The following is a 16,872-nucleotide window of genomic DNA, read 5'->3' on the forward strand; positions in this document are numbered from 1 at the left end:
AGGGAATGATTTCATGAAGGTAGATATTATAGGAGATATTCATGGTTGCTATCAAGAGCTTTTGTCTTTATTAAACCGTTTAGGTTACCATATTGATGAACATCAAAACTTATCTCACCCCGAGAATCGGAGAGTAGCCTTTGTCGGTGATTTAACCGATAGAGGACCTGATTCTATTCATGTTATTCGTTTTGTTTATGAAATCGTGAGGAACCAGCAGGTAAGCTATTATGTACCAGGAAATCATTGTAATAAATTGTATCGATATTTCCTTGGCAATAATGTGAAACAACAGCATGGTTTAGAAACAACGGTTGCTGAATTACAGCAATTATCGAAGCAGGAGCAAAAAGAAATCCAAAAAAAAATGATCGAATTATATGAAAATGCTCCACTTTATCTAGATCTCCCTGAGATCGATGCAATCGTCGCACATGCAGGAATTCGAGAAGATTTAATTGGCAGAAAAGATAAAAAGGTCAAGACCTTTGTGCTTTATGGTGATATTACGGGTGAGACTTTACCTGATGGAAGACCTGTCAGACGAGATTGGGCTCAGCATTATCATGGGGATAAATGGATTGTTTATGGACATACCCCCGTCCTAGAAGCGCGATTTGTTAATAAGACCGTCAATATTGATACAGGCTGTGTGTTTGGAAATAAATTAACCGCCTTTCGCTTACCAGAGGAAAAAATTATTTCTGTGCCATCAAAGCAACCCTTCGTTGAAGAAAAATTTCATTCATACTAGTCGGTTGCTTTTTATTCTCTTGTTTAGCAACGAATTTGTTTTTCTAATACTTATTCTTAGCTCCAATTCTATGATCATGAGAATTCATTTTGGTACTTATACCTATTTTAAATACCAAATTGGCAGCAATCTTTCTTTTTTTGGCATTTAATCCTCTCGTAAGTACTATTTTGACTTTGTTCGTTTTTATTTTAGTATTTATTAGGTAATAAAAAAAAGAGGTTAGGATCTCGACTCCTAGCCTCTTTCTTACTATGTTAGTAATGGCGCCATATCCTTAGGTAGATCTAATGTAAAGTTCATTATCTCCTTTGTCATAGGATGGTGGAACGTCAATTTATTGCAGTGTAATGCTTGACGGGCCATTTTATCCATAGCTCCACCATATAAGGAATCCCCAATTAATGGGTGCCCAATGGAGGTAAAATGTACTCTTATTTGATGTGTTCTGCCTGTTTCGAGTTGAACCTGTACGAAGGAATAGCCATGGCATTCCTTTACCACCTTGTAATGAGTTATAGCCTCTTGTCCTTGTTCACTCACCATTCTTTTTAAAATAGAGCTTGGATCTCTTGTAATGGCTGCGTTGATCGTACCTTCCTTCTCCTTCAGATGCCCTGCTACTATCGCAACATACCTACGATTCACTCTTCCTGTTAACTGGTCCTGAAAAAGGGTAGCATGACTATAACGATGTTTGGCAATTAATATTAATCCAGACGTATCTCGATCTAGTCTTGTAACGACATGTACTGTATAAGGCAATTTTTGTTCATCATAATGATATAATATAGCATTAGCAAGCGTTTGATCCGGGTGATGCCTTGATGGGATTGTTGCCATAAAGGGAGGTTTATTTACCACTAGTACATCGTCATCCTCAAAAATAATTGGAAAGGAGATTGGTTGGGGCTTCATGAATTCACTGCGAGTTTCAGGGGGGAAAATAACCTCCACTACATCATTTCTCTGAAGCATGTAACGGACGGTTACTTCCTTACCATTGATTAACAACTTTCCACCCTTATGCTTCACTGCTGCAAGCGTCCTTCTTGAAAATCCCCTTACACTATACAAATATTCCCTAAGCAATATTTGCTCCTCTTTCTTGTTAATGATCCATTTCAACTTAATTACGTTTCCTTTCTGTCATCTCGCCTGAGAAGTTTTCTTTCATCTTTCATCTGAAATAAAGGAATCATGCACCCTTTTCCAGAATGGTAATGCACGGAATCGAGCAAAGCGGATGTTTTTCTCCGAAACTTTGCACTCTATTGTATCTATATTAGAATACGTATCGGTATAATGATCAATCGTAATGAGAAAGTTTTTTTCATGATGTAATGGTTTTAATTCACACACATGATGCTTTGGCAGTATTAATGGTGATCCAACGGTCCGAAACACACGATTATTAATGGAAGCCATCTCCGTGATTTGAAGTGCCTTTAATGATGGATGAATAATTGCCCCTCCAAGTGCTTTGTTATAGGCTGTGCTACCCGAAGGTGTAGATATACACAAACCGTCCCCTCTAAACCGTTCAAAGTGAGCTCCTTTAATAAATACATCAAGAACCACTGTGCCATCTGCTGACTTAACGGACGCTTCATTTAACGCTAAAAACTGCTTTGCCTTCTTTTCACCAGCTGGATAAATAACTATATCTAATAAAGGATATTCGACGATTTCATAAGGCTTCTTCGCAATCTCAATAATTAATTTCTCCACCTCATCAGGTAACCAGTCTGCGTAGAATCCTAAATGTCCTGTATGTATACCAATAAAAGCAGTATGCTCTAAACGATCCTGATAGGTATGAAAAGCCTCTAAAAAAGTACCATCACCCCCAACAGAAATAACTAGCTCTGGCTCCTTCTCATCATACTCAAGGGAAAATCCTTCTAAATACTGCTTCATTCTTCCTTTTATTATATCTGATTTATGGTCACCTTTTGAAAGGATGTAAAACCGCATGACTGATACCCTCCATCATGTATGATTATGTTTTTTCGTATGATATATTCTTTGCGCTTCTTGGATTTCGTCTTTTATCTTGGCCATTTCCTCATCTAACCTGAATGCCGCTTCTGCCGCTCGCTTTAATCGTGTTTGTATCTTCTCAGGGATTTGCCCCTCATATTTATAATTTAAAGAATGCTCATTGGTTGCCCAAAAATTCATGGCTAAGGTTCGAATCTGAATTTCTGCAATAATTTGACGCAAACCATGAATCGTCTCAACTGGATATTGGATGATTAGATGATAGGATCTGTATCCACTCTCTTTTTTATGATTAATATAATCTCTTTCTTCCATAATTTCAAAATCTTCCCTTGATCGAAGTCGGTTGACGATGTCATGAATATCATCAACAAATTGGCAGACAATTCGTAGCCCAGCAATATCCTGTAGGTCTGTTTCTATCTTTTCAAAAGGTATATGTTTTCTTTTCATTTTCTCCTTGATACTGGAAATCGGCTTAACTCTACCTGTTACAAATTCGATTGGTGAGTGATGAGACTCATATTCAAATTGTGCACGCATTCCGCGAAGTTTAACCTTTAATTCATCGACCACCTGTGCATAAGGTGCCAAAAATGTTCTCCAGTCCATGCCCTGCACCACCTTAGTCTACTTTCTCTTATAAGTATATTTTACCACATTTTCCTTTCAATTTGATAATAGATTAATTTTTTGCAATTTTACGCTATAACAGCGAAAATATTTAAGGGAAAGTACTATAGACCATATAGGGGGCTTCTTATGTCACAAGAAATCGAGATTGAATTTAAAAATTTACTTACTAGCCAGGAGTATCGAAAGCTTGATCCACTTTTTCATTCCGTTACACCTATTGTTCAAATCAACCACTATTTTGAAACACCTGATTTCGCGCTTAAAAGACATGGTGGAGCCCTTAGAATTCGTGTAAAACAAAATCAATATCAACTAACCTTAAAGCAGCCCAATCCATCTGGTTCTGGTTTATTGGAGACCCATCAATGGTTGTCTGAAAAGGAAGCAGGCTTATGGCTATCCGGTAAAATGACACATGTAAATGAAATAACTCCATTGTTAGAAAAACTATCTGTTCATTGGAAAGAGCTACGATATGGTGGCAAGCTACAAACAACGCGAAAAGAAACAAACTATCAAGAAACAATCCTTGTTCTAGATCACAGTGTATATAATGGAAAAGAGGATTTTGAATTGGAGTTAGAAGCAACGGATGAGCAATACGGCAATCAAGTCTTTACAGAGCTGCTCGATGCATTTCAGATCGAAAAAAGAGAAACTCCTAGCAAAATTGAGCGATTTTATCATACACTAGAATAAACAATGTACAAGACATACACATAAGGATAGGACAACAGTTTCTATAGGTTAAAACTGTTCAATAACAGATAAATGCTTACCTTTAAAGGTTTAGATTACCAAATCACTTTATTTGCTTGTTCTTACTGTTCACTGTTACAATATAGTGAAAGAATTTCTTTAAATGATCATGAAAGGTATGGAATAGCATGAAAGAGGCAAGCTCCATTTTTGAAGCAATTGGTGGTCAAGCAAAAATTAATGAATTGGTAGATGCGTTTTATGCTCGAGTTCAAAAGCATCCTGATTTAATTCCGATTTTTCCCAATAATTTTACAGAGATAGCTCGAAAGCAAAAACAATTTCTAACTCAATTCTTTGGTGGACCACCGTTATATATACAAGAACATGGGCATCCGATGATGAAACGACGACACGCTCCTTTTCCCATTACACCTACAAGAAGAGATGCCTGGCTAACATGCATGGAGGGTGCATTGGAAGAGGCGCAAATAGAAGAACCGTTTCGAAGTGCGATGTTTGATCGGCTTATCTTAACAGCCAATCACATGATGAACACACCTGAACCTGAAAAAGAGAAAGGAGAATCATTGTGAATTGGAATTCTGCCGGTTCATGGCAACCACAAGATCGTAACCAAATAGCACAATATCACTTTATTGATGTGTTAAAAAAACCGGTTGAGATTTATGTATTTGTTGATCCTCTATGTCCTGAATGCTGGTCATTAGAACCTTATTTAAAAAAGTTGACCGTTGAGTATGGAAGGTTTTTCACCATTAGACCTGTATTAAGCGGACAACTAACCGATTTGCATAGGGATAAATTTGAACGCCCCAAAAAACTAAAGGATATTTGGGAAAAGACGGCAAAGCGAACGGGAATGAGCTGCGATGGTGACCTATGGATTGAGAACCCGATTTATTATCCATGGCTAACCTCTATTGCGATTAAGGCAGCAGAGCTTCAAGGTAAAAAGGCGGGAAAGAAATTTCTTAGAAAGATTCAGGAATTGGCTTTCCTAGATAAACAGGATATTTCAAGCGAAACTGTCTTACTCCATTGCGCGGAAGCTGTTCATCTTGACATCGAAGAGTTCCGAAATGATCTTTATTCCAAATCTGCCAAAAAAGCATTACAGTGTGATCTGAAAATCACGAAAGAAATGGAAGTAGAATATATTCCAACAATGGTTTTCTTCAATGAATCAGAAAATGAAGAAGGCTTGAAGATCTCTGGTATTTATCCATATGATATCTATGTAAAAGTCTTAAAACAAATGCTACAAAAAGAACCTTTACCAGCAAAAAAACCGAAATTATTAGATTTCTTATCCCATTATGAATTTGTTGGTACAAAGGAAGTAGCTGTTGTCTATGACTGGACAATGGATAAAGCCGAAAAAGAAATGAAAAAGCTCCAGCTTCGACAAGATGTAGAAAAGGTTCCTGTAAAATTCGGATCCTTTTGGAAATATAATAAATAATGTCTAACTAACACAATGGTTGTTCTACTATTGTGTTAGTTTTTTAATCGGATGGTAATGAAGAAAGAGGACTAGTTTTAGTCCTCTTTCTTCAGGTTCTAGTTTTCTATATAAAGATAAGGGATGGGAGAAAGTTTCAAGTCAAACAAAGGGGTTTTGTTTGTAAAACGTCTCATATAGAATATATCAAGGACAAGTACAAATGGCAATAGTTATGTGCAACATTTCACAAAAGTGTCACACTTCTAAAATGGTCCTATTCTTCATACATTATTTTTGGGTAGAATTATTTATAGAGGAGGCTTGACAATGCTAATGAGGTTAATATTTATTCTACTTGCCGTATTTGCTGCCTTACTTAACCTTTTAGGATTACTGCGATTTATTCCAATGTACATAACCATCCCTATACTATTTGTATCCATTTACCTAGCTGTATACTTTTACCATGATCGAAAGCAATTTAAAGGGTTTCACTCCTAATTAACGACTACAATTTAAAATAACGATTATCTCACTATATAGTGGCTGTGACATGACTGAAAAAAAAACACACAATAATAAGCACCGATTATCCTTGTTTAGATAATCGGTGCTTATTTTTGATAGAAAGAATCGTTTAGTCTATTAAATGAAGAGAGCATTTTCTGCTTCCATCCTTCCTTGGACGGAATGTGAGTGAACATCAATTGGTTACCGTTACTTGATAGTATGATGTGATACTAAGCTTTAATTAAATTTAGATTTTTTTCATAACCATACATTGTAAAATCACCATGATAAATATCATCTACTAATTTTTTTGTTTCCTCATCATAAAAACTGATATAAGTCGGGAATACGGGGAACGATGGATCGGATATACTCATCTCTGCATAATGACCTTCAAAAATCATATGATTAGAGGTATTATGGGGGGAGTATAATTGGGTTATATCTGTTTTTTTCAATTTATATTTTTTTTCAATTTCCGCAATTTGATTACAAAAGTCCTCCAAATAAATATAATGGTCTACAAATTGTTCCTCACCATCTATATATTGTTCCGCAAAGTGCGGATCAGTTGATGAAATATTTGAACCTGTATCCTTGATATAGTATAAAAATTGTTTGAAAGAAATACCCTTATTGTTATTACTTGATTGATGCTCTCTAATCGCTTTCCATACACTGTACCAATAAGGGTCATCGTAGTAGTATAACATGAGAAATGCACTTACTGCTCTTTTATAAGGATTCCGTACTAGTTTATAAACCTCTTTTTCTTTACTGAATAACTGATCAGCTAGTTCTGAAACATAATTATCTCTTTTTTTGAACACATTAATTTCGTATTGATGAATCCATGGATGATATTTTTTGGCTATATCAAGCAAGCCAATATGGTGAAAGAACCAACTAAGCAAGCTAGTACAGCCACTTTTTTGGCTCCACATCAAAATGATAGGAAATGACTGATGGTAATTTGGCAGCCTTTTGAAAATTAGATTCATCGTTTTCATCTGTTCCATTATTTCAACTCACCTTTCATCTAGAATATTATATGCAGGATGTAATCTTCTTTGATTTGCTTTGAGAAGCAGGGACATACTACTGAAGGGTAAATTATTTACTGGGATAACGAAAATAATTTTTTGGATCATGCTTTTTCTCTTGTTCTACAATAACTTGAAAGTTTACATCCTCCATTTGAGAGAATCTAATCTGTTGAAGATGCTGGATATAGGGGACATAGATATAGTCTATCATCTCTTTGGTAAAGCTTAATCTCTCTATTTGCCACAAATCGAATTCTTCCTCGTTCAAAATTAACAAACTCCCAAAATGGTAAATAACCAGCTCTACTTCGTCTAACCTAACAACATCACCATTTTTATGGATATTATAAAGGTTATTCATAACTAAATTCCACGGAGCAGCATTAACACCTATATTTCGGATAATTTTTATATTCTCAAACAAAAAGGGGATATGCTCCAAGTATTTCTGGTCCCCCCAACGATTCCATTCCAGATCCTCCTCGTCAAAACACCATTCCAAACAACGATCTTTCCACCAGTTGAGAATCTTCTTGCTGTTCTCATCCTGTCTAAAGCCAAGCAATCCTGCCTGGTAAATTCCATACCTACGAGTCAATTCTGGAGTTCCCCGTTGCGAGCACATGAATATAGAATATTTCCCCCACTCATCAAACAGTGGCTTTGGATGAGAAAAGAAATAGATATCTGCGTCACAATATACTAGACGATCAATTTCCTTAAAATTGTCCAATACATAAAGCGAAAGCTGAGGCTTTAATGTCCAACAATATTCTTTTAGTGTCCTTGTTTGTTTTACCTGTTGGTATTCAAGTGTTTCAATTTCGGCTACAGAAAGTATTGACGCATTACTCAACTTCATATTAGAGAGTATCAAGTAACTTGGGTCATCAACACAACATATCCATAAATGAAAATTATCACATTGATTCTTTAATGATTCATATAGTGCTAAACCTTTAACTAAATACTCTTCGCTTACAATAGTACAGAAATGATAAACTTCGTTCCTTCGATTCATTATTCGCTTCAAAGGAGTAAACTTATACGGAGTTTTTGCACTTGAAAAACCATTTTCATCTGAACGAGTAATCCCTATTCTATTTAATATTTTTGGTCTCATTCTCTTAAACATTTTTATCACGGCTTGAAGTTCTTCCAAATAAGGTGCATAAATTTCTCTATTTATTACGTCTTGGATAATTAGTGTGTCTAGTGACCAAAGGTCGAATTCATCTTCACTAAATATCTGAAGGCACGCGAAGTGGAAAGCAATCAAGGGGTCTTTTTCAATATGCAAATGATTGCTGAACTTCTCTATTTTATAATCATTGTTGTAAATGCAATTCCAGGGGGCGGCATTGATCCCAAGGTGGTTAGATATCTTAATATTAGAGAAAAGGGCTGGTAGTTTATCCAAATATTTTTGATCACCAAACTTACCTTCAACCGGATTGGCAAAGCACCAATCCAAACATTGGGATCTCCACCATCTCAAGCTCTTCAAACCATCCTTATCGTTTTTAAATCCGATTAATCCTGCCTGGTATAGCCCGTAATTCTTTTCTACCCAATCCGAATCCCTCTGGGGACAAAGAAAAACAGAACTCTTCCCCCACTCATCAAACAAAGGCGTTGGATCAGAGAAGAAGTATATATCTGCATCACAGTATACAACTGATTCGAGCATCCTTGTTGTTAAAAGGTAATGGATGAGAGGAGCTTTAAGTGTCCAACAATACTCATTGATTTTACGTTCTTTCTTAACCTTTAGGAGTTGTCTGTCTTCCACTTTCTCTAATTTAATAAGCTTTGCATGGCTTAAATTCATCATTTCAAACGTATAGTAGGTTAAATTATCTATACAACAAATCCATAAACGGAAATTGTGTGCATTTCTCTCAAGGGAATTATATAATGCAATGGCCTTGAATAAATAGTTCTTTCCTACAATGATACAAAAATGTTGACATTTTGATTCAACATTTTTTATTTTAGAATCATGACTGCTCATCTTCCTGTTTTTCCTCCCTTTGATTATTCTTAAGAAAAGATTTAATTCCTTCCTTTAAGGATACTCTTGGATACCAATGAGGAAGTGGTGTTCCACGTCTCCACGGAATCATGATTTCCCTTGGACGATAATCAATGCCACCCCAGGTAATTGGTAATTCCTTCCCTATAATGCTTTCAAATTCGGTAACTAGCTGTTTCAACTGGATTAACTCTCCACTCGACACAACAAATTTCTCTTGAGTTTTTGAGTTCCCATAAAGTAAACGATTAGCTGCTACAATATATGCATCTATAACATCATCAATAAATACAAGATCAAGATATTGTTCTCCTGGCGTCATAACCAATGGTTTATTATCTACATAGGATGAATAGAGTAAATTCATGATTTTAGGTCTCGGATCAAAAGGTCCATAATTATCAAATAAAGTTAAAGTTAAAACTTTCAATCGATTTGTTTCAGAATAGTAACAAAGTATATCCTCAAAAGCTTGCTTCGTCGCAGCATACAAGCTGTTAGGGTTGTAATCTTGTTGGTCAAAGTGCTGTGAAAACGTGCCTGTATTGATGAAATGAGACGTTCCTGATGAAGAGATTGCCTCTACAAGTTCTGTTCCGAATGTTACATTGCAATCAAGCATATTTCTAATATTTTCGGGGGTATAATGGATTGTCGCAACAGAGGCTAAGTGAAAGGTAATATCTGGAGATACCTTTTCAACAATCTGAGATAAACTGGTAAAACTGTTGGTATAATAGTGGATTTTAATCTTGTCTATTACGGAATCTAATAAGTTCAAGTTGGATGTTAGTCTAACAATAGTATGCACATTCCAGCCATTTCGGACCAGTCTCTGAGTTAAACGAGAACCGATAAAACCGGAGGCACCCGTAATTAACGCCGTGACGGGTTGCGAATTACAATTTGTTATAATGATCACCTCCAGATATATAATCATGAATTTGTTGCAAGCTAAATAAACGCATATTTTCCTTTTTTTCATAAGCTTTAGTCCATTCTACAATCCGATCCAAGGATTGATCCAAGTCCCAAGTCTGTCTCCAACCCAGTTCCGATTTTGCCTTAGAGCTATCCAGTTTTAAAAAAGTTGCTTCATGTACAGCTGACGGATCATCCTTTACTAGATAACTCACTTCACCTTCCCATTTTTCACTAATCCGTTGCACAATCCAGCGAACAGGTTTACAATCTGCTTCATCTGATCCAAAATTCCACGCTCCACTATATGCAGATCCTTCTGTTACAAGTTTTGAGGCAAGCATTAGATATCCCTTAAGCGGTTCAAGGACATGCTGCCAAGGGCGTATGGAGTAAGGATTTCTAATGGAGATGACCTGATGGTTAAGCATAGCTTTTATACAGTCAGGAATTAATCGATCATTGGACCAGTCGCCACCACCAATTACGTTACCTGCTCTGACAGTTGCCACACCTAATGCATCTTGCTCGTTGCTTTGGCCGTTAAAATAGGAATTCCGGTAAGCTGATGTAATTATTTCTGTACAAGCTTTACTGCTGGAATATGGATCATATCCCCCTAGACGATCAGATTCTCTATATCCCCACACCCACTCTTTGTTCTCATAACATTTGTCCGTCGTCACGATGATTAATCCTTGGACATTCACTTCCTTTTGTCTGGCTTGGCGGACAGCTTCTAATATATTGACCGTACCCATTGTATTAATCTCATATGTTTCAACCGGATCAATATAAGAAGTCCTTACTAATGGCTGTGCAGCCATATGAATGACCACATCTGGATTACATGTGATTAAAGCATTAGTCAACTTCTTTCTATCTCTAATATCTCCAATGATAGAATGTAGCATTTCATCAAGACGGCATAAGTGGTATAAATTTGGATCTGTCGAAGGAGTCAAGGCATAGCCTGTTACCTCCGCCCCCATAGAGGCCAACCAAAGGCTCAGCCAAGTACCTTTGAATCCCGTATGACCAGTAAGAAATACTTTTTTACCTTGCCAAAACTTTTTATTTATCATCTATCCCACTTCTTCCATGGCGCTTTTCCAGTTTTCCAATAATCTTCGAGAACATTACGATCTCTTAGCGTATCCATTGGATGCCAAAATCCGAAATGTTTATAAGCCATCAGCTGACCGTCCTTTGCCAAATTGCGGAGTGGTTCCTCCTCTAAAACCATTTGATCCCCCAGGATATAGTCAAAAACTTGTGGTTGCATGATAAAAAATCCCCCATTAATCCACTGGTTGCCACCTTTAGGTTTTTCTTGGAAGCCGTTGACCTGTGAATCACTTCCCAATTCAAGGACTCCAAATCTTCCTGCCGGCTGAATCGAAGTGACTGTAGCTAATTTTTTATGAGTGTTATGAAAATCGCGAAGCTTTAACAAGTCAATATCTGCCAAACCATCACCGTAAGTTAGCATAAACGGTTCATTTCCAATATATGGTTGTATCCTCTTCAACCTTCCTCCAGTCATTACATTATCACCAGTATCAACTAAAGTAACTTTCCATTGTTCAGCCATCGATTGAAGGTAAAACGGGTGGGATTGTTTAGTAAAATCAAATATTAAATTGGAGTTTTGTACATAATAATTATTAAAATACTCTTTTATCACATGTCCCTTGTATCCAAGACAAATAATAAAATCGTTAAATCCATATGAGGAATAAATTTTCAAAATATGCCATAAAACAGGTTTTCCTCCTATTTCGACCATAGGCTTTGGTTTTAAGTGAGTTTCTTCGCTAAGACGAGTACCGTAACCTCCCGCTAGAATAACAACTTTCACAAATATCTATCCTCCTTTTTGCCTAATAACAACTTCAATAATCTCATTATATGTAAGACCATATCTAGTTCTTGGACAAATAACTCTAACCTTACAAAAAAGATAAGAGTGTATCCGAAACAGAACGAGAAAAATTCGTTACATTAGAACAGAAAAATGGCTCTGGTTATCTTATAAAGATAATCAGAGCCATTTTAGTAGGAGTAAGAAATCAAAAAAACTGGTTCTATGTGTATTTTACTTTCTCCTGTAATGGTTCATAGGGACACGCCGCCGAAGGTTATTGTGTGGTTTCTTTGATTTTATTGTGCTTCGTGCTTTTGTTTACAAATAAACGATAATTAAAACGTGATACCCACCTACAGATTGTTGGTGAGTGTCACGTTTTTGATTTTAATCTAATCGGTTTTGTCCCAGCCGTTTTTCCTTTATTTATCGATTTCCTCTAACAGATTTTCCATCTCTGTTAATTTCTCTTCAAATACTTTTAAGGCATTTGTTACTGGTGTTTTTTCTGTCATGTCCACACCTGCTCGTTTGAGGACTTCAATTGGATAATCACTACTTCCAGCTTTTAAATAATCTAAATATCGCTCAACTGCAGGCTCTTTTTCCTCTAAGATTTGATTTGCTAATGACTGTGCTGCTGCATAGCCTGTTGCATATTGATAGACATAATAATTGTAATAGAAATGAGGGATTCTTGCCCATTCCAGTCCAATTTCTTCATCCACTATCAAATCATCACCAAAGTATTTTTTATTTAGATTATAGTAAAGCTCCGTCAGTTTATCTGCGGTTAATGCTTCACCATTTTGGGACAGAACATGTATCTCGTGTTCAAACTCTGCAAACATTGTCTGACGGAATACTGTTCCTCTAAATCCCTCTAAGAAATGATTTAATAAGTATAACTTTTCCTTAGGATCAGAGGTATTTTCCACTAGATAATCGTTTAACAATGCCTCATTACACGTCGAAGCAACCTCTGCAACGAAAATAGAATAGTTTCCATAACGGTATGGTTGACTTTCATGTGTGTAATAGCTATGCATGGAGTGTCCTAATTCATGAGCAAGAGTAAATAAGTTGTTTAAATTGTCCTGCCAATTCATTAAGATGTACGGGTTCGTACTATAGGATCCAGAAGAATAAGCACCACTTCTTTTCCCCTTGTTCTCCTCTACATCAATCCACCTTTCCTCAAAGGCTCTTTTCATTACATTTAAATAGTCTTTACCTAATGGCGATAATGCCTTTAATACCGTTTCCTGTGCCTTATCATAAGTAAAGGTCATATTAACATCCTTAACAAGCGGGGTGTATAAATCATACATATGGAGTTCATCTAGTCCGAGGACTTTTTTACGAAGTGCCACATAGCGCTGTAGTAATGGCAAACCTTCATGAATTGCTGCAATAAGGTTATCATAAACAGATTCTGGAATGTTATTACGATTTAGTGCAGCTTCACGAGCAGATTGGTAATTTCTAACCTTCGCATAAAAATTATCCTTTTTCACCACACCTTGCAGAGTAGAGGCAAAGGTGTTGCGGAAGCTACCGAATGTATCGTACATCGCTTTAAAAGCATCATGACGCACACGTTGATCCTTTGATTCGAGGAAGTTAATATAACGACCATGTGTCAAATCCACTTCATTGCCATTTTCGTCCTTGACTGCTGGAAATGTCATGTCAGCATTGTTCAACATACCAAAGGTTTGAGAAGCACTATCTGTAACTTCTGACGCTTCCGCTAGCAGTGCCTCTTCTTTCTCAGACAAAACATGTGGTCTCTGACGATTAATCTCATCTAGTGTGTGCTGATATAATTGAAGCGGTTCATATTGTGCTAAATATTCTTTTAATGTTGATTCTTCTAGCTTTAATATTTCTGGGGTGATAAAGCTCATGACACTAGATGCTTGTGTGATAAGATTTTCTGCTTTTCCGTTCATCGCTTGGTAGAAAGAATTGGCTGTATCTTGATCATAGCGCATATGAGCATATGTATACAACGTACTTAGACGATCAGAAACCTCATCTTGCAACTGAAATAATTGATATAATTTCTCTGAGGACTCATGCAGCTTACCTTGAAAGGTTTCAAACTTTGGTAGTAGCTCCTTTACATCCTTCCACTCTTTTTCCCATTCCTCGTCTGAGGCATAAATATCTTCTAATTTCCAAGTTAATTCTACAGGAATTTCTTCACGAGTTGGTAAAGATTTTTGTGCTTTTGCCATTTTGCTTCCTCCTTTATTTCTATCTGTTTCTTTTATTATAACTTATAATACCATTATTCATACAGTATGATGTTTTTACATCTTCTCACTATGAATTGTTACCACATAGCTATCTTCTGTTTCCGCCTTTAAGATACCTATACGTTTCAACAACTGTAAATATTCTTCGATAGGGTTGCTCGGGGAAGAAATCAACGGAAATTGTGAAGGGTCTAAATGATGGTTTTGGAGGAGATCGACGGCCTCTTGTAGGGAAAAGCATGATCTTTTCTTCATTAAATCAATAAATAATCGTGTCTGCCAAATCCACGGAGCAGATTTCATTAAAAATTGTGAACGAACAGGGAGATAAATAAAGGATGGAAGGTCTTGTACTGTAAACTGATGTAGGTAAAGCCACTTTCGCCAAGCAGTTTCTTTAGAGTGATGCATTGGTACTGGTCTATTCCTCCACTTTTTTCTTTCATATTGCCAGTTAGATTTAAGAGCTGACATATCTAAATACATTCGTTGAAATAGTAGCCGAAAATCAAGTCTTGCTAATGGAATCGCTTTTAATTTACCAATCGCTTTTGTTCTCGTCAAGAAATAAAAATCCTGAAAAAGAATAAATTGTCTTTCTGTACTACAATAAAAGTATATCGTCAACGGAAATGTAGAATGAAATTGATGAATGTAGGATTGCTCGTTCAAGGTTAATTTGATGGTTTGAGAGGAAAGTCGTTGGAAACGATTCGCACCAAGGATCCAAATTGGATAATAACCACTTCTCCGATAAGCATTTGTTCGTTTGATCAGTTCGCTCGTTGTAATATTCGCACATTGGTATTCAATGGGTATTTGCCTATTCTCAATCTGGATTAACAAATCTGGTCTTTGTTTTATTTCTGGCAAGTATTGTTCCAAACTTACCTCAATCCCTTGGTTCCTAAACCTTTGATATAAATCTATTTTACCTTTTTCATGATAAGCGCCTTCTCCGCCTTGGGAGCATGTCGTATTCGACCGATGTGCAAAATGAGGGATCACCTTTTCTCCTGCTTTAATGATTAATTTCTCCCCACATTCTGGGCAGATAAAAGTAGTGGTTTCTTTATACTGATTAATTTCTTCTATTGTACACGTATAAAGGGAGATATGCTCTCCTTTTTCATTTTGGGCTTGTAACATACAAAAAACACCTCCAGTCCACATAGTTCGACGTAGAGGTGTCTTTATCCTGCTTAATTAGATAATTTTCCTGGAATAGAATTTTTAATAAAAAAGGCTAAAACGAAACCTACAAGTGCGAATACACCAGCAACAATGAACGAGACATTTACTCCATGAATCATTCCCTGTAATCCTCGATCTGGATTGGCTTGATTCATCATCACGGATACAAGTAATGCCGTACCTATTGCTCCAGACATTTGACGCATTGTATTGTTCATGGCTGTACCATGAGGCATTAGTTCAGCTGGAAGCTGGTTTAAGCCTGCAGTTGTAACTGGCATCATGACCATAGCAATTCCAAACATTCTTATTGCATTCACAACCGTTAAATAGAAAAACGTTGTTTCAGTTGTTAAAACAGCGAACATGAAGGTTGTAATCACAATAAGTCCTAGACCAGTAATGGCAAGCCATTTGCCACCAAACTTATCAAATAGTCGTCCGGTAACAGGATTCATTAACCCCATAAGTACTGCTCCAGGCAATAAAGCTAGTCCTGATTCAAAGGCTGTAAACCCAAGATATTGCTGCATCATAATAGGTAGGATGATCGCTCCACCAATCATAGCAAAGAAGGAAATCATTCCAATAGCAGTAGTTAATGTAAACATTTTATATTTAAATATTCGAAATTCAAGAATTGGCTTCTCAATTCTTAATTGTCTCATGATGAAGAAAAATAACGTAATCGCTCCAATAATTAAAGGTATATACACAAATGGACTTCCCCATCCATGATGCTCATCCCCTGCATAGCTAAATCCGAACAATAATCCACCGAATCCAACAGTAGAAAGGGAAATAGAAATTGGATCAACTTTCGGAAAGGTTTGTTTTGTAACATTAACGAGTATTTTGTACGCTACGATAATATCCAAAATCGCAATCGGTAGCACAATATAAAATAAACTTCTCCAAGGGAAATGCTCTACTAACCATCCTGATAATGTAGGACCAATCGCCGGCGCAAACGCGATGACGAGACCAAATAACCCCATTGCAGAGCCTCTTTTCTCAATCGGAAAAACAAGAAACATAATCGTTTGCATTAATGGCATCATAATACCTGCTCCAGCCGCTTGCAGAATTCTACCTATTAATAAGACCGTGAAGTCTGGCGAAATGGCACAAACAGCAGTACCTAATGCAAAGCTACCCATCGCTGTTAAAAATAGTGCTCTTGTTGTAAATCGTTCAATTAAGAATGCCGTAATTGGGATCATAATACCATTTACAAGCATAAAAATAGATTGTAACCATTGGGCGGTAGCAGTCTCAATATTTAAATCATCCATGATATGCGGTAGAGCAGTACCTAACAATGTTTGATTTAAAATAGCTACAAAAGCACCCGAAATGAGCACAATCATCAGTGGAGTACGGTTGATTGTTGAAGTGTCACTCATAAAATTGTATTCCTCTCTTTTTTGCAATATCCTTCATCTTAACATAATATATTTCGAAAATCGAAATA

General features: G+C 36.6%; 16 protein-coding genes. 5 read left to right on the forward strand and 11 right to left on the reverse strand.

Annotated elements, in window-relative coordinates; translation table 11 throughout:
* The first annotated feature begins 13 nt into the window (after positions 1 to 13).
* The gene (gene prpE / locus DLJ74_RS14710; RefSeq protein WP_109985034.1) at positions 14 to 754 is read left to right on the forward strand and encodes a bis(5'-nucleosyl)-tetraphosphatase PrpE; all 741 of its coding nucleotides are present in this window, start codon (positions 14 to 16) and stop codon (positions 752 to 754) included.
* 252 nt (positions 755 to 1,006) lie between these two features.
* On the opposite strand, the gene DLJ74_RS14715 is transcribed toward prpE, so the two are convergent.
* From DLJ74_RS14715 to yjbM, 3 genes are read right to left on the reverse strand one after another with little or no spacing between them, the layout of a single operon-like run.
* Entirely contained in the window at positions 1,007 to 1,882 is an 876-nt protein-coding gene (locus DLJ74_RS14715) for an RluA family pseudouridine synthase (protein ID WP_109985035.1), read from the reverse strand.
* A 45-nt stretch (positions 1,883 to 1,927) separates the two neighbouring features.
* Positions 1,928 to 2,731: an NAD kinase gene (locus tag DLJ74_RS14720; RefSeq protein WP_109985036.1), complete on the reverse strand. Its 804-nt coding sequence runs from the start codon at positions 2,729 to 2,731 to the stop codon at positions 1,928 to 1,930.
* A gap of 15 nt (positions 2,732 to 2,746) precedes the next feature.
* The gene (gene yjbM / locus DLJ74_RS14725; protein ID WP_054860572.1) at positions 2,747 to 3,370 is read right to left on the reverse strand and encodes a GTP diphosphokinase; all 624 of its coding nucleotides are present in this window, start codon (positions 3,368 to 3,370) and stop codon (positions 2,747 to 2,749) included.
* A gap of 150 nt (positions 3,371 to 3,520) precedes the next feature.
* On the opposite strand from yjbM, the gene DLJ74_RS14730 reads away from it, so the two are divergent.
* From DLJ74_RS14730 to DLJ74_RS20495, 4 genes are all read left to right on the forward strand, one after another.
* The gene (locus tag DLJ74_RS14730; RefSeq protein WP_109985037.1) at positions 3,521 to 4,093 is read left to right on the forward strand and encodes a CYTH domain-containing protein; all 573 of its coding nucleotides are present in this window, start codon (positions 3,521 to 3,523) and stop codon (positions 4,091 to 4,093) included.
* A gap of 188 nt (positions 4,094 to 4,281) precedes the next feature.
* A complete protein-coding gene (locus DLJ74_RS14735; RefSeq protein WP_054788643.1) occupies positions 4,282 to 4,689 on the forward strand; it encodes a globin domain-containing protein in 408 nt (135 codons plus the stop codon).
* A complete protein-coding gene (locus tag DLJ74_RS14740; RefSeq protein ID WP_109985038.1) occupies positions 4,686 to 5,579 on the forward strand; it encodes a ClpXP adapter SpxH family protein in 894 nt (297 codons plus the stop codon). Before DLJ74_RS14735 ends, DLJ74_RS14740 begins: the two co-directional genes overlap by 4 nt.
* A gap of 309 nt (positions 5,580 to 5,888) precedes the next feature.
* Entirely contained in the window at positions 5,889 to 6,062 is a 174-nt protein-coding gene (locus tag DLJ74_RS20495) for a hypothetical protein (protein WP_181397599.1), read from the forward strand.
* Between the two features lie 239 nt (positions 6,063 to 6,301).
* Here the strand turns inward: DLJ74_RS20495 and DLJ74_RS14745 are convergent, their stop codons facing one another.
* From DLJ74_RS14745 to DLJ74_RS14780, 8 genes are all read right to left on the reverse strand, one after another.
* A complete protein-coding gene (locus tag DLJ74_RS14745; RefSeq protein WP_425454587.1) occupies positions 6,302 to 7,090 on the reverse strand; it encodes a sulfotransferase family 2 domain-containing protein in 789 nt (262 codons plus the stop codon).
* Positions 7,091 to 7,184: 94 nt separating this feature from the next.
* On the reverse strand, positions 7,185 to 8,948 hold the full coding sequence (locus DLJ74_RS14750) for an O-fucosyltransferase family protein (protein ID WP_146202438.1): 1,764 nt from the start codon (positions 8,946 to 8,948) through the stop codon (positions 7,185 to 7,187).
* Between the two features lie 169 nt (positions 8,949 to 9,117).
* Complete coding sequence (locus DLJ74_RS14755; protein WP_181397588.1) at positions 9,118 to 10,092, reverse strand: NAD-dependent epimerase/dehydratase family protein; 975 nt, start codon at positions 10,090 to 10,092, stop codon at positions 9,118 to 9,120.
* Positions 10,052 to 11,158, reverse strand: coding sequence for a CDP-glucose 4,6-dehydratase (gene rfbG / locus DLJ74_RS14760; RefSeq protein WP_109985041.1), 1,107 nt, complete (start codon positions 11,156 to 11,158; stop codon positions 10,052 to 10,054). Before rfbG ends, DLJ74_RS14755 begins: the two co-directional genes overlap by 41 nt.
* Positions 11,155 to 11,934, reverse strand: coding sequence for a glucose-1-phosphate cytidylyltransferase (rfbF, locus tag DLJ74_RS14765; RefSeq protein ID WP_109985042.1), 780 nt, complete (start codon positions 11,932 to 11,934; stop codon positions 11,155 to 11,157). The genes rfbG and rfbF overlap by 4 nt, the downstream gene beginning before the upstream one ends.
* 428 nt (positions 11,935 to 12,362) lie before the next feature.
* A complete protein-coding gene (pepF, locus tag DLJ74_RS14770) occupies positions 12,363 to 14,183 on the reverse strand; it encodes an oligoendopeptidase F (protein WP_109985043.1) in 1,821 nt (606 codons plus the stop codon).
* Between the two features lie 75 nt (positions 14,184 to 14,258).
* The gene (locus DLJ74_RS14775; protein ID WP_181397590.1) at positions 14,259 to 15,353 is read right to left on the reverse strand and encodes a competence protein CoiA; all 1,095 of its coding nucleotides are present in this window, start codon (positions 15,351 to 15,353) and stop codon (positions 14,259 to 14,261) included.
* A gap of 53 nt (positions 15,354 to 15,406) precedes the next feature.
* On the reverse strand, positions 15,407 to 16,804 hold the full coding sequence (locus tag DLJ74_RS14780) for an MDR family MFS transporter (protein ID WP_109985045.1): 1,398 nt from the start codon (positions 16,802 to 16,804) through the stop codon (positions 15,407 to 15,409).
* Positions 16,805 to 16,872: the final 68 nt, after the last annotated feature.

Origin of the sequence: Gracilibacillus dipsosauri (assembly GCF_003176895.1) — a bacterium.
Classification (GTDB): Bacteria; Bacillota; Bacilli; order Bacillales; family Amphibacillaceae; genus Gracilibacillus; species Gracilibacillus dipsosauri.